The following is a 23,039-nucleotide window of genomic DNA, read 5'->3' on the forward strand; positions in this document are numbered from 1 at the left end:
CACAAAAAGTAAGTTATAAAAACTTACTTTGCTAATACTTTTAGTATTTTAGGGCTTAATGTTTCTTTGTTTTTTAACAAGATTTTTTTAACTTGATCGTTATTTTTCCCTTTTAATGTTTTCATTGCTTTTGTACAAACTCTTACTCTAACTTCTTCATTGTTGATAGTTAAAAGCATTGTTTGTAAATTTGGTCTCCAAATTCTTTTTGTAGCTTTGTGAGAGTGGCTCACTCTATTTCCGTGGCTTACTGTTTTTCCAAAAACTTCACATCTTTGCATTTTATTCACCTCTACTAAATATTTTAGTAGTTCTCCTTTCATCTTTATTTTTTAACAGTCCTGCTGTTTTTATTATAATATATTAACTCAACTATTTTAAAAAAAACGTTATTTAGTTAAAATTATTTTTACATATCGCATTCTATTTTATCATATTTTAGGAACTTTTACAAGTTATTATGATATTTTTTTACTTTATTTCTCAAAAATTTCCCCTTATTTTTCAAAAAATTTCTTCAAATTTGGCGGAAAATAATTTGGTCCTTTTACAACTTTCCCATCTTCCCGATAAATTGGATTCCCATTTTCATCTAATTTGCTCAAATTGCTTCTATGAATTTCTTCAAAGACATCGTCAATCACATTTTGCATACCATGTTCTATAATAGTTCCACAAAGGATATAAAGCATATCCCCAAGGGCATCTGCCACTTCTGTAACATCTCCTTTTTTAGCCGCTTCCAAATATTCTCCATTTTCTTCAGCCATCAAATCAAATCTCAATTTTTCCAATCCATCCTTTAATTTTCCAATTGGCTTTTCAGAATTTCCAAGTTTATAAATTCTGTGAAATTCTTCCACACATTCAATTTTTCTTTTCATCTATTTTTTATTTTCCTTTCAAATCTATAGTGAACTACTCCCGCTTTTAGAAGCGGGAGCTTCTTGGGAAGTATCTGCTTTTGTTAGCCAAATATATTTACCAAGCTCTTCGGACAGTCCCTGCCCTGTTTTTTATTTCCTAATATTTCAACATTTCTTTTCCAACATCTCTTATATTCAGTGCCGCATTGTAATCTCTATCAATTTCAATCCCGCAGCACTCACATCTATAACTTCTTTCTGATAATTTCAGTTCCTCTTTAATATTTCCACATTTACTACAAGTTTTCGACGACGGAAACCATTTATCTATCTTCAAAAATTGTTTCCCTAAAAACATCAGTTTATACTCAACCATCCTCAAAAACATTCCCCATCCATTATCTCCTACACTTTTCCCAAAATTTAATGCCTGACTCATCCCTTTCATATTCAAATTCTCAACAACCACAGCATTATATGTTTCAGACAATTTTTTCGACAATTTATGCAAGAAATCTCTTCGGCAATTTTTGATATACTCATGTAATTTTGATATTTTCTCTTTTTGCTTATACCAATTTTTAGAAAATTTCACTTTTCTCGATAATGATTTCTGTAATTTTTTCAATTCTTCTTCCAACATCCTAAAATATTTTGGATAATCAGCTCTTTGGTTTTCAGAACTGACAAATAATTCAGACATTGAAAAATCAAGTCCAATTACTTTATCATTACTTGAATTTTTTTGAATTTCTTTTTCAAATTCTGTCAAAATAGAAACATAGTAATTTCCATTACTATTTGTCAATGTTACTGACTTTATCTTGTAATCCTTTGGTATTTCTCTATGATATTTCAATTTTATTTTTTTCAATTTTGGCAAAACCAAATATTTGTTTTCTTCAATTCGGATCGAATTATTTACACAATTTGTCGTGTAACTTTTAACATTATTCTTTTTAGATTTGAACCTTGGAAATTTTGCCCTTTTTTGAAAGAAATTTGTAAACGATCGTCTTACATTTAATTGAGCATTTGAAAGTGCCAGACTGTCCACTTCTTTCAAAAATTGATTTTCACTTTTCAAACTGGCAGGTGTAATTATTTTATTTTTTCCAGTTTCTTCATAAATTTTATTAGCGATATATAAAATCGTATTGTAAACAAAACGAACACATCCAAAAGTCTTATTTATCAACAATTCTTGTTCTTTATTTGGATAAATCCTATATTTGAATGCTAAATTATATTTCATGAAATTACACCTCCTTTTGATTTTGAATATTATTTTTAATTATTTTTATTCAATATTTTATACAAAAATTGTATCATAAGAGTATACTTTTTTCAATTTTTTTACAAAAAAAGCAATTCATCTCCCACTTGTAGAAGTCGGAGACTTCTTGCTATCTTTTTGTTAAAAATATACATAATTTTATACATTTCAGCCTGTAAATTTAACATCTGTGACAGCAGAATAGAAATCATCATTCCACAAAACACCCAAATCTTACTGTTTGTAATTTCATCGTTAATAAATTTTTCCAAATCACCATTTAATTTATTATTCTGCAAAATTTTCCCGCTTTCTAAAAAAGTAAAATTGCTTTAAAATCAGAAAAACTCCAACTTTAAAGCACTTTCACATTAATATTTTAAATATAGTTCTATCTTCTTCTTCCTAAAAGTCTTAAAATGTAAATAAACAAGTTTACAAAGTCTAAATATAAATTTAATGCACCAACTATTTCTATTTTATTTAGAATTTCTGAATCCTCTTGAGCCGCATAAGCAACAATGTTATTTCTTATTCTATTTACATCAACTGCAATAAAAATTGTAAATATAATTACTCCAATTATTGATATGAACAAGTCAACTCCACTATTTTGCAAAAAGATATTTATTATGCTTACTAAAATAATTGCAATTAATCCAGCAACTAGAATTGGTGTAAACTTTGTCAAATTTTCTCTAGTCAAGTAACCATAAACAGCCAAAACTGCAAATAACACAAATGTTCCCAAAAATGCCGAAACTATAATTCCAGGAGCATAGACAATTCCAAGAACTGAAAATGTCAATCCATTCAAGAACGAATATGCAAGAAACATAAGTCTTAACGTACTTGAATTAGCTTTATAAACTAATGCAGTAAATCCAAACACCACAGCTATTTCCAAAATAGCAAACAGCCAATACATTTTTAAAATCCCGTATGCAACCGGATTACCTGATACCAGCCCTGTATACACCATATAACCTGTAATCCCTGTCACAAGAAGTCCCAGTACCATCCAAAGCATACTTCCACAAACTTTTGCACTTACAACTCTGTTTAAATCATCATAAGTCATTCTTGCTTGTCCACCATATTCATTATAACTGTCGTTATTATGATTATAAGTTTCCAATTCATCGTAATCTTTTTTCATAAAAATCACCTCTTATTTATAAACTTTTTATTTAAAATAATTTAAATAATTTTTAAATTCTATAGGATTTAAACTAAAACCTATATCTAAACTATTATAATAATACCACTATATTTTTTTTAAAGGCTTTTTTTTATCTGTAAAATCTCTTACATTATATTCTATTTTTAAAAATCCATATTTATCAATGGTATAAAACCTCTTGTTACTAAATAGATAAATATTTCTACTTTTTTAATATTAATTATTTAATTATAATTCAAAATTCAAACTTACTTTTTAAACGGAACTTTTGATTCTTCCACCAAAATATTTAAAATTTCATCAACTGACACATTTTTACTTTCTTGTGAACCAAACCTTCTCATATTTACTTCATTATTCGCAACTTCATTTTTACCAATAATCAATTGAACTGGTATTTTTTGATCTCCATTTGCTTCCCTAATTTTATATCCAATTTTTTCCACTCTTGTGTCAAGTTCAACTCTAATTCCCGCATTTTGAAGTTTTTCAAACACTTCTTTTGCAAAAGGAACTTGTTCATCAGAAATTGTCAAAATTCTCGCTTGAACTGGCGCTAACCAAGTAGGGAACGCTCCTGCATAATGTTCAATCAAAATTCCAAGGAATCTTTCCAAACTTCCGTACATTGCACGGTGAATCATTACTGGTTCATGTTTTTCTCCATCTGCACCAATATAGCTCATTTCAAATCTTTGTGGCAAGTTGAAATCTAATTGGATTGTTCCACATTGCCAAATTCTTCCAATTGAATCTTTCATTTTAAAGTCAATTTTTGGACCGTAAAATGCTCCATCTCCAGGATTCAACTTGTAGTCAATTCCTTTATGTTCCAAAGCTGATTTTAAATTAGCTTCAGCCATTTCCCAAATTTCATCAGAACCAATTGCTTTATCTGGTTTTGTTGATAATTCAATATGATATTCAAATCCGAATAAAGTATAGAATTTATCGTATAAATCAATAATTTCAATAATTTGTTCTTCAATTTGTTCTTTAGTACAGAAAACGTGCGCATCATCTTGTGTAAATGCTCTAACTCTCATAAGTCCATGCAAAGCTCCACTAAATTCGTGTCTGTGAACTAATCCCATTTCTCCGTATTTCAATGGTAAATCCTTGTATGAATGTAAATTATTCTTGTAGGCAATTATTGAACCTGGACAGTTCATAGGCTTTATTGCATACTCTTTTTCATCAATTGTTGATGTATACATATTTTCACGGTAATTGAACCAGTGTCCAGAAATTTCCCATAATTCCTTATCCAGCATAATTGGAGTCTTTATTTCCTGATAGCCTCTTTTTTTATGTTCAACTCTCCAGATTTCTTGCAATTTATTAAACAATTCCACACCTTTTGGCATGAAGAACGGGAATCCTGGTCCATGTTCATCCAAGAAAAATAAGTTAAGCTGTTTTCCTAATTTTCTGTGATCCCTTCTTTCAGCTTCTTCCATCATTGTCAAATATTCATCCAGCTCTTTTTTAGATGCAAAAGCCACTCCGTAAATTCTTTGAAGCATTTTATTTTTAGAATCTCCACGCCAGTAAGCTCCAGCAGTTGACATTAATTTAAACGCTTTTAGATATCCAGTTGACGGAACATGTGTTCCACGACATAAATCCACAAATTCTCCTTGTTTGTAAATGCTAACTTTGTCAACTCCCAAGTCATCAATTATTTCAACTTTATAAGTTTCACCCTTTTCAGCAAAGAATTTTTTAGCTTCTTCAGCACTCATTTCGCTTCTTTCAAAAGGATAATTTTCTTTTACTATTTTTTTCATTTCTTCTTCGATTTTTGCTAAATCTTCTTCAGTAAAAGGTCTTTCAGGATCAAAGTCATAGAAAAATCCATTTTCCACAACAGGCCCTATTGTAACTTTTGTATTTGGGAATAATCTTTGCACAGCTTGAGCCATTATGTGAGCCGCACTATGTCTAATTATTTCTATTCCCTTTTCACTTGTATTAGTAATTATTTCAATTTCTCCAGATTTATCAATAACATAAGACGGATCAACTTGCACACCGTCAATTACAGCTCCAACGGTTGCCTTCCCAAGACTGCTCCCAATACTTTTTGCAAATTCCACAACAGTCATCGGATTTTCCAACTGTCTTTTACTACCATCAGGCAAAATCATTTCTATCATTTTCAATACCTTCTTTCTCTCTTTTGTCGTATAAATTAAGGCTTAACAAGCCTAGTTGTAAATTAGTCGTATAATTATTTATTATAGTATAATTCTTGCTTTTTTTCAACCTAAAAATTGAAAACATCTCTAAAATCCACATATCTAAACAATTATATTTAAAAGTAAATAAAAAAATGAGTAAGAATTTAGAAATTTATTCTTACTCGGAAATTGTTTTTTAGATATTGGAGTAATCTATAATCAATAATATTGTTTTATATTTTGTATTTTATTTATTTAATTCCTCCAGCTCTTTTTCTGTATAATCATACTTCAGAGCATAATCATTAAACAATTTTTCAATTATTAGCACTTCAAGTTTTTCCACATTTTCAAAAAATAAATAACCATATTTTTTATATTCACTATTGTTTTTAAAAAATATATTAATATCTTCATACTGCTCCAGCAAATCTGATTTTGATTGATAATCATTGTATGTTAAAGTGCCAATTGCACTATAATATTTTAATTGTCTTAATGCCGTCGTATCTTCTACATAAGCATTTTCAAAAAATGACTTAAAATGATTAGACACATAGAAAATAAAATTGTTACTATACCCAGCCAATTCCATTTCCTGCTCTATTTCCTGCAATTCGTTGCCGTATAATCTTTCCTTAAAATTTTTCATAATATCTCTCCCTTGTCTTAATGCTGTTTGTTGTACGTTTAAATTTTATTAAACATATGTTTTAACTCATAGTTTCATCTCCTTGTCCAACAGTTCGTGCAATTCCTGTTGAACTTGCTGGAACTCTATTTTTAAGTCTTTCAATTCCTTCATCTTTATCTTTGCATACTCAAAGCTGGCTTTTGAGTTGCTTTGCTTGAGTACGGCTAGATTAAGTTGTATGTTTAATATTTTTTCTTTTAAGTGTCGTAACTCCGACACTTTTTTATTTATTACCATAATTATACACCACCTTACCATAATAAACACCTTTTTTAATTATATATATTATATTTTTAGCCATATTTTACCACTTCAATTTTTTATATTTTAGCATTTATTTTTTTAGTATTAAATGCTTTAAAAATACTTTACTTATTATTTTCTAATAGTTCAATATATAGTTGCTGTTCTATATTGTTATTAGAATCTTTATAATCGGTAATTTTACATCTTTATGTGATTTTCACTCACTTTTATCACATCCCTTCAATTAATTTTTTTATTTAATTTCAAACTTTCTCTTAAAATCATCATAACTTTTAACCCAATTAAACTTAACATTTTTTGAAACAGCTTCAAAATGCAGTTTTCCACATTTTATCTTACTTTTTTCAACAGAAGTCAAATCCTTTTCTTCTTTATCTGCCTTTGTTTCAACGATAAAATAGATTCCTACATTGTTTTCACTGTTTTCTGAAGAATTTTTGTAGATGATTGCCCAGTCTGGTGAATAATTTCCATAAGGTGTATCTATTACAAATCCACCTTTTTTTAGTTTTGTAAACATAAGTACATTTTCATCATTTTCCAGTTTTTCTGCAAATTCCTTTTCTCCATCACTATCAAGTTTATAATAATCACTTAAACTTCTACTACCTTTTTTAGCTTGAAATAATCTTCTTTTATTTTCAAAATCTTCTTCGTTTATTTTATTATTCACTTCAAATATTTTCTCTGTATCAGTTACGTATCCATCTATCACTTCATATTCAAAAACTTTTTCAGCTTTCATTTCATTTAAGTTTTCAAGCAATATTTCAGTTACATTTTCCAGCACATCTTGAATATTCAATGCTTCTCTTTTTTCTTTTTCAAGTCCACTTATTATTTTTAATATCGCTAATCTTGGGAGCATTGTGTGATACATTATGTAATTTGCTATTTCAAAATCACTTTTTGTAGCCACTTCAATTTTAGACATTTCTATTTCTTTGTTGCCACTATCTTTTTCAAGATTAAAATTTCCTGTCTCATTATAATCCCCTTTAGATTCTACTACCTCCACAATTTGTTTCAAATCAAAATTACTTATATAATTATTTATTTTTTCTATACTACTTTCTATATATTTTTCATTATCAATTTTACACTTATAAATCGCCTTTTTACTAAGATTTGTTCCTAATTCCTCAAAAAGATTTTGGAATTCCTTTTCAGAAACAAAACTTCTTTGCTTATTAATAATCGGCTCATTATCTCCATTTGCTATTTCAATACGGTTTGTACCTTTTTCCATCATATATTTTACAAAATTTTCAGCAATTTGTATTGAATGTTCCTGTAAAGTTTCATTTGAAAATTGTATTTCTTTTATTTCCTCTTCCCCATTTTTCAAAAGCACATTGTTAGAATCCATCACTTTTTTTTCAATCAATTCTTTCTTAAATTCATCTACCAGTTCCGAAGTAATCTTAATTTTAGGAATACCTGCTTTTTCAAGAGTTACAAGTAAAAGATCCGATGTAACTTCATTTTTATTCATATTCTTATTAAAATCTTCTTGAAGCATTCTTGAAAAATTTTCATAACTATCATTTGCAATAACAGTAAGTTCATTTACATTCCTATCAAGACATCTATTTCCAGTCACATCTACAGGAAGTCTAAGGCCCCTACCAATTTCTTGTTTTTTTGCAATTTCGCTGCTTCCATTTTTCAATGTACACAAAGTAAATACATTTGGATTATCCCAACCTTCTCTAAGAGCAGAATGTGAAAAAATAAAAGCTAATGGCTCATTAAAAGAAATCAATTCATCTTTTTTCTCTAAAATAAGTTCTATCCCTCTATCAATATCCTCTTGCGATTTTGCCTTTGGTTCATCTTCATTTTTATATTCCACCTCAACTTCATTTTTCTTCTTATCTAATGCAAAATATCCTTCTCGAACCAAATTAGCATCCTTATAACTAGGAAAATAATTTTTATACTCCTCTATTTTCTCCTCATTTTTTTCTATAAAATTTGAATACTCCTCATCAAATATTTCCAGATACTCTCCTTTCCCCTCAGAAGCTTCACTATCCCTAACTTTCTTAACTTCATCAATAAAAAATAATGTCAAAGTCTTTATTTTCTTGCCTTCTTCCAAAATCTCAAATTGCTTTTGAAAATGATTTTCTATAGCAAGACGGATTTGAATACGAATAATATCTTTATTCTCTAACTTTTTGTTGCTCTCTCCTAATGCTAATTCAAAATCTCCGTAATTAGTAGCAATTTTCAATGACTTCTCTTTATGAGGCTGTTCTGCAATAAACATATCCTTATACTGTGGCAATCCTCCTGATAATTCATACAAAGAAACACCATTTTCTACATTAAAACTCTTAAATCTAATACTTTCTCCTTGAACTTGAGAAAACATTTCTATTCGTGCCTTACAATCTTTCGTAAAATAAGTATACCTAATATACGGAAAATCTTTAGAAATAACACTATTTATGGTTTTTACACGAATCTTTTTTACCAAATTCTTTTTATACGCCTCATAAGAATCCAGTTTATACACCTGATTATACAAATTTTTATGTGTAGCCGAATAACGAAGTGTAAATAACGGCTCCAACTCTTCTATCGCCTTTAATGATTGTGATTTTTTCTTTTTAGTCCCTTCTATTTTCTGTGGTTCATCAATAAACACGATCGGTCTTACAAATTTTATGTCTCTCCATAAATTTTTAGCATATTCATCATCCTTACGAATTTTATTCGAATCCTTATTAAATGCTTGAATATTCATAACACAAATACTCAAATTATTATCTTCCACAAAATTATTTACTTTTCCTAAATTATTACTGTCATAAATAAAACTATATTTAGATAAATCCACATTATACAGTCTTTTAAAATGATCTCTTAATTGTTCAATAGATTTTTCCACTCCTTTACGAATCGCCACAGATGGAACTACAATCATAAATTTCTTAAATCCATATTCCTTATGTAACTCCAATATCGTACGTAAATAAACATAAGTTTTCCCAGTCCCCGTTTCCATCTCAATTGTAAAATCTTTTTCATGCTTCTTATAAGTCTCTTCATTAGTAAAAAGTCCATTTTTTAACTGAACTTTTTTCAAGTTCTGAAAAAGTTTATTCCCCTTCACAATATCAATATTTCTCACAGGATCTTTTTCAGTAAGCCTTGTTTTTCTTATCCTCTCAGCATAAATGCTATCCAACGATTTTGGCAATCCTCTAAATAACTCTACAACAGAATCTACCGCCCTTTTCTGATATTCCAAATTATCATCGAATTGGAATATTATTTTATTTGACATTTACATTCCTCCTTTTTTATTAATAAATTCGTAATAAAAAAGCCTCGATTATCATTTTTGATAAAAGAAACTTATAAAATCTTTATTTTTAAAAATTATCTAATCTTAGTATCATTGTTCTTAATTTATTTTCTGAACTAAATTCTTTTATCAGATTGAATCCATAATTTGAATAAAATCCTATTAGTGAACTGTTATCTTCACATTCTAACCATAAATATTTTGTATTTATGATTTTTTTTACGATTAATAATAATTCATGTGCCAATGATATTATTTCATTACCTGTTATCATATTTTTATCAGAAATATTATAATTTTTCCCTATTTGTGCCAGCAAAAAACTGTTTACAACATAACTTCCATCTTTTAATTTTCTTCCACTCTGTGAAAATCTTTTCTGCTGTGTCTTACTAAGACTAAGAAAATTTTCCTTTTCAATAATCAAACTTTTATTTGCAAATGTAAAATACCCCAATATTTCCCCACTTTTATCATTACGGATTAGATGAGTGGCAGATAAAGAACTTTTTTCAAAATTTATAGCTTTATTATGTAGAAAATCCTCAATACTATTTCTATCTCTACTTTTAAACTGCTTCAATATTTTTTCTTTAATATACTCCTCATCTTTTATATCTGCTATTATATCCTGTAATGAAATAATTCTATTATTCTTCATCCTTTAAAGAATATCCAAACATTTTTCTTATTTCTTCTGGGTCATCTACAATTTCAAAATCAACATCAAGTTTTTTAACTTTCTTTTTACTCTCCATTGCTTCCAGTACTTCATCTGCATATCTTGCAGGAATTCTCAAAGCATCAAGTAATATACTTTCTGTAGCCATAATTACCACTCTCCCTCTTTTTTAATCTTATTTTCATTTTTATAATATCATATATATTTTAGAGTGTCAATTAGATTTCAATTTATTCTATAACTCATAATGACCTTTACATGATGCTATTATAATCGCATTATTTTTTATTTTATAAACAACTCTATTTTTTTCATCAATTCTTCTGCTCCACCAGCCACTTAAATTATTTTTTAGTGCTTCAGGTTTTCCAATACCTGTATACCAATTTCTTTGTATATCTTTTATTATACTGTTTATTTTTTTCAGAATTTTCTTATCTTTCTGCTGCCACTGGCAGTAATCACCCCAAGCTTTTTCCTCCCACAATATTTTCATGTTATCACTCTTCAATCAAATCATGTTCTACTAATTTTGCTTTTCCTGATTCAATATCTGCAATAACTTTTTCTAAATATTTCATATTACTTTCAGAATAAAACGGATCTGCAGTAATTTCAAAAGGTATCCTTTTTTCTTTAGTAACTTTAGTGGCAAATATCGTAAATGCAGTTGTCATTGACATTCCCATTTCACGACATATTTTTTCCATTTCTTTTTTAATTTTTTCATCAATACGAAAATTAATCATTGCCTGTGCCATATTAATCACTCTCCTTAATTGCAAGTATACTCTATAACTTTCATTTTGTCAATCATTTTCTTTACAAAAAATATACAATATATATATAATGTGTTGAAGCTATTTCTTTTATTTAATACACTCATACACAATCACATTAATAATACAAAATATTACCAAAATTAAATAAAGCAAATATTTATTTTTATCGAAAAATCTTGTATCTCCACCTGTTTTTTTCATATTTTCTAGCATTCCAATTTTAGAAAATTCAAAATAAATCCAACTACCTAATGTTGACCAGTAAAAAGAAAGAATTCCTTCCGATTCAAGCATTATGTAAAACCAAAACTGATATATCATATAAATTATTAAACCTAAAATAATGAACAATAACTCATTTTCTTTTCCTGTATTCTCTTTCGTTTTCTTTCTACAATATTCCATAATATAAATTATGCCTAAACCCAGACCACCTGTAAGAAATACAGAAGCCATTAAAATTAATCCCATAAATAGATTTACAATCATTTTTAATTTTCCTTTCTTTAATAATGGTTTTATGTCTCTTTTTATTTAGTTGTCATTGTCCTTACTTGACTTTTTTAAAAATCATTTAAAAATACTAATTCAACTTCATTTTTGAGTAACTCATCATAGAAATCATTAATTTTATGTGATTCTTTCTTATATTCCCAAAACAACTCAGATTGGTAATACTTTCCATTTTTGGTAAGAGTATAATTATGATTCTTACAATATTGTTTTATCTCTTTTAAAATTTTATCATTCTTTTTTGTAATAGAATATATAAAATATCTATAGAACCAAAATTGTTGTGCCATAACAGGTTGATGAGAATATCTATTGTTAGTTTCAATAAACAATTTATCTATTTTAGGTAGCAAATCTTCTAATGATTTTTCTATTCTATAAAATAATATTGTTGCTAAAGTTAAACAAAAATCATCACTTTCTATTGAAATTATCTTTTGTAAATTTCCTTTATCAAATAAAATATTTGAATTAAATTCAATAGATAAAAGTAAAATTTGATAAAGTTCCTGATTATAGTTATTTTTCAAATAATAATCTATTTTTTTTTGATACTCTATTTTATTATTACTGAAATATTCATTAACAATTTTTTCAGCATTTTCTCTCTTAAATCCTTTTCTTTTTAATGTTTCAAATAAATCAATAAATTTATTTGTTAATTTTGAATCCTTTAAAGAAGCATCTAAAATTTTTTCAAAAATATTAAAATTTGTTTTTGAAGAATAAAAACTAAATATTTCATTTATCTTATTATTTTTAGGATTTATTTTTTTTAAACCTGAAAAAATACATTTTATTACTCCTTTATTACCTGATGCCTCTTCTGCAATACAATAATCTATAAAGTTTTTAATTTTTTCAACCCATTTCTCTATCGTTAATTTTTCTTCAATATTATCAAAATAACCAAAAATTTTTGTTTTATCACTCTTGTTTAAAAAAGGAAAATTCTCAATCTGAGTCTTACTCTCATTAATCATTAGATTATGTTCTTTACAAATTTTTCTAAATATACTTAAAAATTCTATTTCTTCACTCTCAAATGAATATGGAAAACAAATATCATCAACGTATCTCGAATATCTAAATCCGTGTTCTTCTATTTTTTTATCAAAATAGCACATATATAGTTCAGACACTAATCTAGAAATTAAATTGCCTGTAGGAATTCCATATGTTTCATCATATTGACATTTTCTAATTAAAGTATCTAAACTATTTGAAAATCCATCTTTTTTATTACTTTTTGCATTAACTTTGCCATCAATCATCCAAGGAATACTATGTGTGTATAAAGTATGATAAAAATTTGATAAATCTAAATGCAATCTTCTTATTCCAGAATATAATAATTTTTGTCTTAACTCCTCGGTATCCACAAACCCATAAAAATTAAAAAATTTAGAAGTCGAAAGCTTATTTTTTTCAAATATTTTTATAAATTCCTCCTTATTTTTATTAACAAAAAATGCTAATAATAAATAACTGTAAAGATTGGGCAATTTATAGAGTCTCCTATTTGATATATTTTTGGGTATTGAAAAATATATCGGTTCTGTTGCTTTATAGTTGTTAATTTTTTTATTATCGTCTACATTAAAAAACTTTTCTTTATCAATATCATTCATATTTTTAATAAATTTAGCAACTGCAGTCATATTAAAAATTCTTGAAAAAAAAGCATCTGATGTTCCCTCTGATACTTCATATAAATACTTTTCGTCTTTTATACTATTTTTTTTCTTTATTGATACATCATAATACCCATATTTTATCAAAAAATCTATCTGAAAAATATGATTATAAATTTTCCTAATTTTATTTTCCATTATTATTCCTCTCCTAAATAAACTCAACCCTATAACTAACCTTACTCTCCCCCGAATTTCTCTCAATCAGACTTCTCAACTTCCTAAAAGTCTCATCTTTCAATGAAATATTATCCTTAAATGCTGAATCTCTAAATACAAATTTTATTGGTAATGGCTCTAATGAAGCTAATTTTTCCACCATTTCCTCTGTTATTTCTGTTTCAAGACATATTAGATATAAACCTGCATATAAATAAGTTCTATTTCCAATATCTGTTAAAAATTCTATCTTTTCTGACAACAGAACATCATTTTGTCTTAACATTATTTCATAAATAATATCAATATCATTGCTTCCAAGTACAAAATCCAATGAATCAGGGTCATCAAAAGAATACTGACCATCTTCATTGAAATTCTCCAAGTCGTACCATTTTATATTTGTATCGTCCACTTTAAATACTTTAAATCCAATATCTGGAACTTTTTTAAGCTCTTCTCCAAGTTTCGGATTTGAGTTATATTCTTCTATTTCCTGTTTTATCTTTTCTCCGGCACGTCTGATTCTCTCTTTTCCAATTTCTGCAATATTTTTATATCCAGCCTTAAATGCTTCTGATTTTTCATCGGTTGATTCAGGTAATTGAACCATTATATATTTTCTATTTCCATTATCTTCACTGTTTAACTGCATAACGGCATGAGCTGTTGTTGCTGAACCTGAGAAAAAATCTAGGATAATAACATCTTTTTCTTCTTCAGAAGATTTAATAATTTCTTGTATAAGTTTTATATTTTTAGGGTTATCAAATGGAATATCAAAATACTTATGAATTTGAGATACCTCAATATCAGTCCAATTACTTGTTCTCATTTGTGCATTATTTGCATTTATCCAATATTGAACACCTCCATTTTGACCTTTTCCATTTATATCTCGCTTAATAAATTTCAAATTAGAGTTCTTCTCGGCATAAATTTCAAATGGGATTTCAGAAAAATTATTTTTCCAATTAATATAATTTCTTACTGCTTCTTCAGCCTTTTCTTTTCCCCATCTCCATTGACCAACAGATGGAGTAAAACCTAATATTTCATATCTCATAGTAGGTCTATCTGCACCAGACCAAAATCCTGCCCAATACCCTTCTCTAATTTCTTCTTTAACTTGTTCAATCATTTTAAATAAAAAACTTTCTGATTTTGAGTATACCAAAATATTTTCAGTTCCAACATTAAATGATTTTAACCCTTTATCAGCAAATTGAATATTAAGTGATTTCACTCTTCTTCTAACTAAAATGGAATTTCTAAAATTCTTCTCCCCAAAAATCTCATCACACAATCTCTTTAGGTTAGCCTGCTCATTATCATCAATACTTATAAATATCACACCATCATCAGTCAGTAAATCTCTAGCCAGTTTCAATCTTGGATACATCATATTCAGCCAGTTTGTATGAAATCTACTATTATTTGATTTAGTATTTTTTTCCAATCTTTCTCCTGTTTCAGTTACATAGCCTTCTTCTTTATCACTTTCATCGTTACCTTTTTTAAAAATATCATTATAGACAAAATCATTTCCTGTATTATATGGCGGATCAATATATATCATTTTTATTGAATTGTAATAATTCTGTCTTAACAGTTTCAATACTTCCAGATTATCTCCTTCGATATATATATTTTCTGTTGTATCAGCATTTTTACTATCTTTTTCCACAAATTTCAATGTTTTATTTCCAATTCCCTGCTGTACTATTTTTTTTGCATTTTGTTTTCCAGCCCAGTTTAGCTCATATCTTTCAATTCCTACTTCTTCAAAATTTCCCAACTCTTCCTTCAATGCCTTTATATCCAGCTGTCCATCCTTTACAGCAGATGGAAATAATTGCTCCAGTGCTTTTAAATTGTCATTTACTATGTCATTTATCTCTTTTTTTATTTTATTATTTTCCATTTTTCCTCCAAAATTCTAATATTTATCCAATTCAGAAATTATCTCTCTGATTTTTTTATTAATTTCTACTTTCTCACTATTTCTAATAGTTGATTTTATTTTTTCCTTGTACATCACAAGATTTTTAAAATTTTCAAAAATATTAATCGTTTTATTTCTGTCATACCATATTAAACTTTCTAAAATATTTCCTGACTTTTGATAATACTTCTGATTTTTTAAAATGTAATTTTTTATAAATATTTCTGAATAAAAATTAACTTTGTTAGTTCGATTCAGTGTTTTAGAATAGTCTAAAACTCCTTCCACTTCCCTTTTTGCTGAACCTGACATTGACAAATCAAATGTTTCAGTCATTACAGTATCTGTAACTACTATTTCATTTCTGTCATTTTGATTTAATCTTTTTAAAGCTAGTGAATACAACTCTTTTGAATTATCGTAAAATCTTAATATACATGGCGATTTAATTGATTCTTGATATAGATTGGCAAGAAATCCAGCTTTTTTTATATCAGTTATTTCAAAATCAAAATACTGAATTACCTTAAAATTATATTTTTCATCTTCTACACTTGGAATCTCCTCATCATTTATCATATATTTCAATGTTACTGATTTTATATATTCTTTTATTTTCTTTTTTTCAATAGGCTTAAATTCCTTTAGAATAAGATTTTTCAATTTTATTTCCTGATTAATTTCATATCTTTCGGGAATATTTATCATCTAACCCACCACCAGAAAAGATACCAACTCAAAATCATCTGTTGTGTCATCTTTAAAATTGTTATTAAATCCTGAAAAATCAAACACTGTCTGAACAGCCTTTTCTTCCTCTTCACCTTTTATACTGTTTACCGCAGTATTAAGCAATTCAGAATAAAATCCCATTTCAGTAGCATTTTTCGTATTTTTAAAGAACTCCTTTAAAACTTTTTCCTGAACTTCATTTTTTTCATAGCATAGCTGTCTAAAAAGTTTTATAACTTCCCTTGCCTGACTGTTTTTAAATAGAATTTCTTTGTTGTTGTTCACAAAAATCAGGTAATAAGGATAAAGGGAACTGTCATTCTTAGGTTTAGCATCATTTTTACTATGTTTAAAGCAGAATAATACTCCTTTTTGTTCACTTTCGTTTACAGAATAAATTCCTTTAGGTATTTTGCTTATTTCCTTATGATTATTTACATAATTTGAAAGTTCGTACAAATACTCATTCATATTCAGATCTGTCAATGAAATATTTTCATTTGTATCCTCTATATCAATTACTTCTTCCTTCAGTTTTTCTAATTGTCTCTTTCTAAAATTAAAATCATTCATTTCAGGATTAAGCATATCTTCATCCCCAGTAGAAGCTATATTTAATGTTGTCATTTTCCCTTTTACTCTTCTCTCCAAGTCCAAATATTCATTTAAATCTGCATTTGGGAAAAAGTTAATCATTTGTATATTATCATTTTTACTTCCAATTCTATCTATTCTTCCAAATCTCTGAATAAGAGATACAGGATTCCATTGAATATCAAAGTTTATTACCGTATCACAATCTTGCAAATTCTGTCCTTCTGAAATACAGTCTGTTGCAACTATAATATCTATTTGCTCATCTTGAGGAATTTCAATCTTCAGTTTAGATTTTGGCGAAAATGCACTCAAAATACTGTGAAAATCCTCTTTTACCTTTTTATTTGAAGTTTTTACTCCTTTACCTGTAACACTTGCAATGCTAATATTTTTCCCCTCGAATTTTTTTAGCAGCTTAGAATAGATATAGTTCGCTGTATCGGCAAATGCTGTAAAAATCAATATTTTTCTATTTCCTGGATTATATGGTGTGTTATCAACTTTATTTCCTACAATTTTTTCTAATTCATGAATCTTATTATCCCTATCTTCTTTCAATAAAATCAATGTTTCATCATATATTCTTTTTACAATATCTCTATCGTTATACAACTCCTCAAGATAGGCATTTATTCTCAAATCTTCTACCTTTATTTCATATTTACTTCTTTCAATATAGATTTCATCTTCATTTTCCACATCAAGATTTTCTTCAATCTGCTGTCCCTTATTTAAATTTTCTATTGTCTGATCAATATTTTCAATCAATCTTTTCAAGGTTTCAGAAAATGAAAAAACTGAACTTTCCAATCTTTTAAACAAGTTTGTTCTATGCAAATATACAAGACCTTTCGACTGTGTATCAAAATCCATTTTTCCACCACGATTCCCTGATAACTTATACTTATTGATATAATAATTTAATTTTTCACTTTTTATAAATTTAGTTGGTGTGTAAACTGATAAATTTAATTCTTCTAAAATAGAATTTGTATTTTTAAAATTCAATAACTGGTTTTGACTATCAATTTCTGGATAATATGTAATCGGCTTATTCTTTTGAGGAAATTTCCCTATATTTTTTGTTCCATAATAATTTGTAATATGTTTTCTGCTTCTTGATATTGTCATCATTTCTAGCAATTTATAAAAATCTGACGGCAAATTATCCAGTAACTCATCTTTTTTCTGACTTCCTTCTTTTTCCCAGTCATTTATAACTTGTGTTGCTTTTTTCAGTAAATATCCTACGCTCGAAATACCTTGTTCACTAAATGCATCATCATGATCTGATGTTATAATTGAAATTTGATTTTTTAAATCTACAAGACTATTATTTACTGGAGTTGCAGACAATAAAAGGACTTTCGTATTTTTACCACTTTTTATTACATCATGAAGTAGTTTAAAATATCTATTCATTATTAATTCATCATTCTCATCATATTTAGCAATCCGATTTCTAAAATTATGTGACTCATCTATCACAACTAAATCAAATTTTGACCAGTCAAATCTGCTTAGTTCATAACCTGATTTTGATTCTCCCTTGGTTCTTGATAAATCTGTATGAAACATAATTTTATAATTAAACATTTCATTCAAAAAACTATCTTTATAATTTCCTGTAAAAGAACGCCAGTTATCGTATAATTTTGCTGGTGTAAGAACTAATACATTATCATTTCTTATTTCAAAATATTTAATCACAGCAAGTGCTTCAAATGTTTTTCCCAATCCTACTGAATCAGCAATTATACATCCTCCATATTTCTGAAGTTTTTGTATAGCAGAAACGACACAGTCTTTCTGAAAATCAAAAAGTGAATTCCAAATTTCAGTCTTTTTAAATTTCTCACTATCATTTTCAAATCTTTCAATTCCGCTATCCAGCCTATCTCCAAACAATTCATTTAATGTGAAATAATACAAAAATTCAGGGTTATAATTTTTATAAACAAATTCTAGACTTTCTAATAGTTCCTGTTTATAATCTTGTGTTACATCATTGTTATTCCAAATTTCATCATATATTTTCGACATGCCAAGTATCTGGGATTTTTCTGATTCTCCTTTTATTGTTGTATCAAAATCGTAGCGATTTACTCTTTTTTCATATATTTCAAGTGATGATGTCCCCTGAATCATAAAATCATCATCAATTATTAAAATATTCCCGTTTACTTTCTGATATGGCTTTACTTTTCTGACATTTACATTATTTTTTATAAAATCATACATAGTCTTTGCCTTAGCAAAATGCTTCAACTTATTTTTTTCCTTTATATCATAAGAATTGTACAAAATATCATTAGGTGTTATCTCAAATTCTCTTGATATTTCATTATTTTTAGGAATAAACTTCGTATCTCTTATAATAAAATTTATTTCCTTCACATTTTTTAAATTTTTTTCCAGTGCCGTAAAAACTGATATGGTTAATTTATCATTAATGATATTCACCACAGCATTTTCTTTTTCCGATAAAACTTCATTTATCTTCTCAATAAACTTTTTCGCTGAATTTCCCATTCTTTCACTATCCTCTACATTTTAGTTTTTACAACCTCGATTAATTCCCCCTGTATTAATTAAACTAGTAACTTAATTTTCTTTTTCTTCTAACTATTATACCACAATTTCTTATATTCTCACTATTTTTTCACAATTTACCATCTTTTTTCAATAAAAAGTAATTTTATACTAAAACCCATTTGAAAAAAGAAACGATTTACTATCTACTTTCTGACAAGGGGTCAAAACCCCTTGCTGAACAGAATTATAAAAACTCTCTTGTTTTAATGGGAAATAGTATTACTATTTGATTTTTCCCTTTTCTAAAATAAACCTACCATTTAAACAAAAATTAATATAAAATCATAACAAATCTACTTTTATACTATTTCCTATTAAAATAATAGATCCATTATAAATCCTATTTACCAAGATCTCTTAATCCTTTACCAGAAAACAAATAAATTTTTCAAACTGGATTTAATACTACACATAAACAAAAAAAGGAACTACCCAAAATCATAGTTCCTTTTATCTTAACAAAAATTATATTTAATCTTTCAACCGACTATCCTTACTCATAATCCCCATCTATCCTCACTTTTCGCAAAATCAATCCTTCTTTCGCCTTTAGATCCAACTTAATTTTCCCATTTGAACCTGTTCTAAATGTTCTGCCTTCTGTTACCAGATCGATAAATCTTTCGTCCTGATAATTTGTTTCAAATTCCACATTTTCCCAGCTGTTAAATGAATTGTTTATTACAACAATGATTAATTGATCTTCGATTACTCTTTCGTATGCAATTACATCTCGTTCATTGTCGGCAAATACTTCTCTAAATTTACCGTAAATAAGTGTTTTATTTTCAAGACGAATTCTTATTAATTTTTTATACCATTCAAATAGATCGCTGTCGACTTTTTGCGAATAAACTTCATTTTGGTTAATGTGTGACGGATTTTTCTCATCATCGTATAAAAATTCCTTCCATAACATTGGCTTTCTGCAGTATGGATCTGTTGCTCCCCACATTCCGACTTCATCACCGTAAAATAGCATTGGTGCTCCAATATAAGTCATTTGGAATATTGAAATTAATTTTAGTATGTCTTTGGGTTTAATTGGGCTGTTTCGCCAATCTATCGTTGTATTTGGATGATAGTTTGAAGCCAGGTCAGGACGAATTCCGTTGTATCCTTTTTCTAACTGCTTTCCTTCTTCCAAATTTCTTCCAACCACATCGTTTACGATTCTTGAATAAAGTCTATCTGTATCGTGTGAACCATTTAGATTTTGGCTTGCCTGCAATGCCTGATATGGATACCAGGTTCTTTTTTCTCGAAGTTCATTGAAAAAGTCCTGTGCCTTCAACTTGTATCTTACTCCACCTTCACGGCTTTGGTTTATGAAAAATCCGATAACTGTTTTTAGCCATTCATAGTTCATTACAGTGTCAAATTTATTTCCGCCGTTAATATCTCCTGAAGCATTTCCCCAAAGTTCGGCAGTTATGTAGGAATCCTTCTTGCTGCCTTTTACAACTTCTCTCCATTCATTCCAGAAATTTTGATTTTCAAGACAGTTTGGCACATCTAAACGCCATCCGTCGATTCCATCATCTTCCATCCAGTTTTCACTTTCTTTTCCATCAGGTCCGCACATCCATTTTCTTGTAATATTAAAAATGTATTCTTTATATTCCTGATTAAAAGTGTTAAATTCAGGAAGCGAGTCAAATCCACCCCAGGCGTTATAAATAGTTCTCTTTCTATTTGCAATTAATGTTTCAAATGCCTGCTCATCACTCATATCATCTGTAATCTGAACATGCTGTCCAAAATCTGTAAATTTATACCAGTCCTTATATTTAGAATTTTCCCCATCTGCAAGCACCATATTAAATGTCCAGTGCTCACTGCTGCTATGATTGAAAACTCCGTCAAATATTACACGAATACCATTTTTATGAAATTCCTTTATCAAGTCAACCATTATCAAGTCTGACTCTGTCCAAACCCAGGTAGCTGGATCTTCTGTTTCTCCATATCCATTTTTTCCTCTGTTTTCACCCTTTAAGTTTACTTCCAGAAGTTTTAGCTCGCTGCTTGTCGTAGCCTTGTTTCCAAGCACATCCACGTATGACTTATTCCCATATTTATTATTTCTGTTAATTTCCACGCCATGAGTTTCTCCGCTTGTCTTTATTGTCCCAAAATCTGGCGAAATATGTCTAAAGTCATTTGCTCCATACTTATGGTTCTGATACGAGAAAAATACTGGATTTAGCCACACAGCATTAATTCCAAGCTCCTTCATATATGGTATTTTTTCCTTGATTCCCTGTAAATCTCCACCGTACATTCTGGCATATTTCAAACTGTAGTCAATTTCACGTTCTCCCAGCTTTTCCCATATTGTCTGTTCCCTAAAGTCAGATGTCCATCGGTTTCTATCAAAATGGCTAATTACATTGTTACTTTTTTCCCATTTATATTCCTCCACAAAATTCTGTTCATGAAGTATGTTAGGCTTAAATGCCTCTGGTCCAAATTCATTGAAAATCGGATCATTGTAATGATTTCCATTGTAAAATCTGTCTGGGAAAATATTATACCAGACAGCTTCTTTTGCCCAATTTGGCACATTAAACAGCTGTATATCTTTAGAAGTTGTATTTACAACAAGTCTTTTGGGCTTGCTGTAGCTTAATGTTGTTCCATTAAAGTAGGCTCTTGTACCATTATCCTCTAAAATAAAATAATATAATAGTTTTTTAGCTTCTTTTCCGAAGTTTATAATTCTTTCAAAATAGTCAAATCCATTTGTCTTATCCTGATATCTTTCAAGTTCGTAAATCATTTCATAGTTATCTTCTTCGTGTAAAACAATGCTTATATATGCACGTTCCACATCGTTCATCTGAGTTCTTATTTTAAACTCATACTCACTGTCAGACAATTTGTTAAAATATTGCAAACTGTCGTACTTATGAACAATCGCCTTTAAATTTGTATTTTTATCAATCGCTTCATAAACAAATTTTCCAGTTCCCAAATCTCCTTGTGCGAATAATGCTCCATTTTCTCCTATTACAAGCTTTCTATTTCTATTTTCAGGATACCATTTCCCGTCAATCAAATATTTGTATTCATAAACTCCTTCAGGTGAAGCCAATGTCACTTCGTAATTTGTCCCTTCAAAATGATAAATCGGCTCAGTATCAGGCTTCCAGCTATTAAAGTTCCCCGCAATTTCAACTTTATCTGCCTTTTCCAATCCAAAATCAGCAATATTCAAATTCATTCTGTAAAATTTCATTTTAGTTAATGAAAATGTCTTTTTAGATGGCGAATATTCCACATAAATATCTATTCCCTTTTGAAAGCCTGTTATTGATTTTGGCGGCAAATTTTCGCCTACCACAGCTTCAAAATTTTTGGCAAATGGAGCTGTATGGCTGTAAGTTACACCGCTTATTGTACCACTTTCTTCATCCTTTATTTCAAAGAAATAGCTCCCTGATTCAACATTTCCCCATTTATATATATAATTTTCCCATTTTTGCTTTAAATTCTCTTCACTATAAAATTTATTATCTTTGTAAATTATTAATTTATAACCCATTTTAC

The 23,039-nt window shown here is 28.3% G+C and carries 19 protein-coding genes; all 19 read right to left on the minus strand.

Annotation, left to right across the window (positions count from 1 at the left end):
* Positions 1 to 23: 23 nt before the first annotated feature.
* On the minus strand, positions 24 to 281 hold the full coding sequence (gene rpmB, locus HW276_RS10895) for a 50S ribosomal protein L28 (RefSeq protein WP_018498529.1): 258 nt from the start codon (positions 279 to 281) through the stop codon (positions 24 to 26).
* A gap of 216 nt (positions 282 to 497) precedes the next feature.
* Positions 498 to 884, minus strand: a complete 387-nt coding sequence (locus HW276_RS10900; protein WP_147004452.1) for a nucleoside triphosphate pyrophosphohydrolase family protein — start codon at positions 882 to 884, stop codon at positions 498 to 500.
* A gap of 139 nt (positions 885 to 1,023) precedes the next feature.
* Positions 1,024 to 2,121: an RNA-guided endonuclease TnpB family protein gene (locus HW276_RS10905; protein WP_178938437.1), complete on the minus strand. Its 1,098-nt coding sequence runs from the start codon at positions 2,119 to 2,121 to the stop codon at positions 1,024 to 1,026.
* A gap of 101 nt (positions 2,122 to 2,222) precedes the next feature.
* The gene (locus HW276_RS10910) at positions 2,223 to 2,441 is read right to left on the minus strand and encodes a hypothetical protein (RefSeq protein WP_178938438.1); all 219 of its coding nucleotides are present in this window, start codon (positions 2,439 to 2,441) and stop codon (positions 2,223 to 2,225) included.
* Positions 2,442 to 2,533: 92 nt separating this feature from the next.
* A complete protein-coding gene (locus HW276_RS10915) occupies positions 2,534 to 3,301 on the minus strand; it encodes a Bax inhibitor-1/YccA family protein (protein WP_178938439.1) in 768 nt (255 codons plus the stop codon).
* A gap of 272 nt (positions 3,302 to 3,573) precedes the next feature.
* The gene (gene thrS / locus HW276_RS10920) at positions 3,574 to 5,484 is read right to left on the minus strand and encodes a threonine--tRNA ligase (RefSeq protein ID WP_147004456.1); all 1,911 of its coding nucleotides are present in this window, start codon (positions 5,482 to 5,484) and stop codon (positions 3,574 to 3,576) included.
* Positions 5,485 to 5,755: 271 nt separating this feature from the next.
* Complete coding sequence (locus HW276_RS10925; protein ID WP_178938440.1) at positions 5,756 to 6,160, minus strand: hypothetical protein; 405 nt, start codon at positions 6,158 to 6,160, stop codon at positions 5,756 to 5,758.
* Positions 6,161 to 6,226: 66 nt separating this feature from the next.
* On the minus strand, positions 6,227 to 6,460 hold the full coding sequence (locus tag HW276_RS10930; RefSeq protein ID WP_178938441.1) for a hypothetical protein: 234 nt from the start codon (positions 6,458 to 6,460) through the stop codon (positions 6,227 to 6,229).
* Positions 6,461 to 6,701: 241 nt separating this feature from the next.
* A complete protein-coding gene (locus HW276_RS10935; protein WP_178938442.1) occupies positions 6,702 to 9,767 on the minus strand; it encodes a DEAD/DEAH box helicase family protein in 3,066 nt (1,021 codons plus the stop codon).
* An 88-nt stretch (positions 9,768 to 9,855) separates the two neighbouring features.
* Complete coding sequence (locus HW276_RS10940) at positions 9,856 to 10,449, minus strand: GNAT family N-acetyltransferase (RefSeq protein WP_178938443.1); 594 nt, start codon at positions 10,447 to 10,449, stop codon at positions 9,856 to 9,858.
* Positions 10,439 to 10,618: a hypothetical protein gene (locus HW276_RS10945; protein ID WP_178938444.1), complete on the minus strand. Its 180-nt coding sequence runs from the start codon at positions 10,616 to 10,618 to the stop codon at positions 10,439 to 10,441. The genes HW276_RS10940 and HW276_RS10945 overlap by 11 nt, the downstream gene beginning before the upstream one ends.
* Before the next feature lie 87 nt (positions 10,619 to 10,705).
* Positions 10,706 to 10,966 (minus strand): Txe/YoeB family addiction module toxin, encoded by a 261-nt coding sequence (locus HW276_RS10950; protein WP_178938445.1) that lies wholly within the window; start codon positions 10,964 to 10,966, stop codon positions 10,706 to 10,708.
* Between the two features lie 4 nt (positions 10,967 to 10,970).
* Positions 10,971 to 11,231 carry a type II toxin-antitoxin system RelB/DinJ family antitoxin gene (locus HW276_RS10955; protein WP_018498538.1) on the minus strand — a complete coding sequence of 87 codons (261 nt, stop codon included), beginning with the start codon at positions 11,229 to 11,231 and terminating at the stop codon, positions 10,971 to 10,973.
* Positions 11,232 to 11,339: 108 nt separating this feature from the next.
* Positions 11,340 to 11,741, minus strand: a complete 402-nt coding sequence (locus HW276_RS10960) for a hypothetical protein (RefSeq protein WP_178938446.1) — start codon at positions 11,739 to 11,741, stop codon at positions 11,340 to 11,342.
* Between the two features lie 74 nt (positions 11,742 to 11,815).
* Entirely contained in the window at positions 11,816 to 13,597 is a 1,782-nt protein-coding gene (locus HW276_RS10965) for an RNA-directed DNA polymerase (protein WP_178938447.1), read from the minus strand.
* Positions 13,598 to 13,610: 13 nt separating this feature from the next.
* A complete protein-coding gene (locus HW276_RS10970; RefSeq protein WP_178938448.1) occupies positions 13,611 to 15,542 on the minus strand; it encodes a site-specific DNA-methyltransferase in 1,932 nt (643 codons plus the stop codon).
* A 15-nt stretch (positions 15,543 to 15,557) separates the two neighbouring features.
* Positions 15,558 to 16,271, minus strand: coding sequence for a DUF4391 domain-containing protein (locus HW276_RS10975; RefSeq protein WP_178938449.1), 714 nt, complete (start codon positions 16,269 to 16,271; stop codon positions 15,558 to 15,560).
* Positions 16,272 to 19,424: a helicase-related protein gene (locus HW276_RS10980; protein ID WP_178938450.1), complete on the minus strand. Its 3,153-nt coding sequence runs from the start codon at positions 19,422 to 19,424 to the stop codon at positions 16,272 to 16,274.
* A 556-nt stretch (positions 19,425 to 19,980) separates the two neighbouring features.
* Positions 19,981 to 23,034 carry an alpha-amylase family glycosyl hydrolase gene (locus HW276_RS10985; RefSeq protein WP_178938451.1) on the minus strand — a complete coding sequence of 1,018 codons (3,054 nt, stop codon included), beginning with the start codon at positions 23,032 to 23,034 and terminating at the stop codon, positions 19,981 to 19,983.
* Positions 23,035 to 23,039 lie beyond the last annotated feature (5 nt).

Source organism: Leptotrichia sp. oral taxon 417 (assembly GCF_013394865.1).
Lineage (GTDB): Bacteria > Fusobacteriota > Fusobacteriia > Fusobacteriales > Leptotrichiaceae > Leptotrichia > Leptotrichia wadei_A.

Coding starts and splice junctions, on each gene's coding strand:
- rpmB (WP_018498529.1), bottom strand. CDS start 281: ATGCAAAGATGTGAAGTTTTTGGAAAAACAGTAAGCCACGGAAATAGA.
- HW276_RS10900 (WP_147004452.1), bottom strand. CDS start 884: ATGAAAAGAAAAATTGAATGTGTGGAAGAATTTCACAGAATTTATAAA.
- HW276_RS10905 (WP_178938437.1), bottom strand. CDS start 2,121: ATGAAATATAATTTAGCATTCAAATATAGGATTTATCCAAATAAAGAA.
- HW276_RS10915 (WP_178938439.1), bottom strand. CDS start 3,301: ATGAAAAAAGATTACGATGAATTGGAAACTTATAATCATAATAACGAC.
- thrS (WP_147004456.1), bottom strand. CDS start 5,484: ATGATAGAAATGATTTTGCCTGATGGTAGTAAAAGACAGTTGGAAAAT.
- HW276_RS10925 (WP_178938440.1), bottom strand. CDS start 6,160: ATGAAAAATTTTAAGGAAAGATTATACGGCAACGAATTGCAGGAAATA.
- HW276_RS10930 (WP_178938441.1), bottom strand. CDS start 6,460: ATGGTAAGGTGGTGTATAATTATGGTAATAAATAAAAAAGTGTCGGAG.
- HW276_RS10935 (WP_178938442.1), bottom strand. CDS start 9,767: ATGTCAAATAAAATAATATTCCAATTCGATGATAATTTGGAATATCAG.
- HW276_RS10940 (WP_178938443.1), bottom strand. CDS start 10,449: ATGAAGAATAATAGAATTATTTCATTACAGGATATAATAGCAGATATA.
- HW276_RS10945 (WP_178938444.1), bottom strand. CDS start 10,618: ATGGCTACAGAAAGTATATTACTTGATGCTTTGAGAATTCCTGCAAGA.
- HW276_RS10950 (WP_178938445.1), bottom strand. CDS start 10,966: ATGAAAATATTGTGGGAGGAAAAAGCTTGGGGTGATTACTGCCAGTGG.
- HW276_RS10955 (WP_018498538.1), bottom strand. CDS start 11,231: ATGGCACAGGCAATGATTAATTTTCGTATTGATGAAAAAATTAAAAAA.
- HW276_RS10960 (WP_178938446.1), bottom strand. CDS start 11,741: ATGATTGTAAATCTATTTATGGGATTAATTTTAATGGCTTCTGTATTT.
- HW276_RS10965 (WP_178938447.1), bottom strand. CDS start 13,597: ATGGAAAATAAAATTAGGAAAATTTATAATCATATTTTTCAGATAGAT.
- HW276_RS10970 (WP_178938448.1), bottom strand. CDS start 15,542: ATGGAAAATAATAAAATAAAAAAAGAGATAAATGACATAGTAAATGAC.
- HW276_RS10975 (WP_178938449.1), bottom strand. CDS start 16,271: ATGATAAATATTCCCGAAAGATATGAAATTAATCAGGAAATAAAATTG.
- HW276_RS10980 (WP_178938450.1), bottom strand. CDS start 19,424: ATGGGAAATTCAGCGAAAAAGTTTATTGAGAAGATAAATGAAGTTTTA.
- HW276_RS10985 (WP_178938451.1), bottom strand. CDS start 23,034: ATGGGTTATAAATTAATAATTTACAAAGATAATAAATTTTATAGTGAA.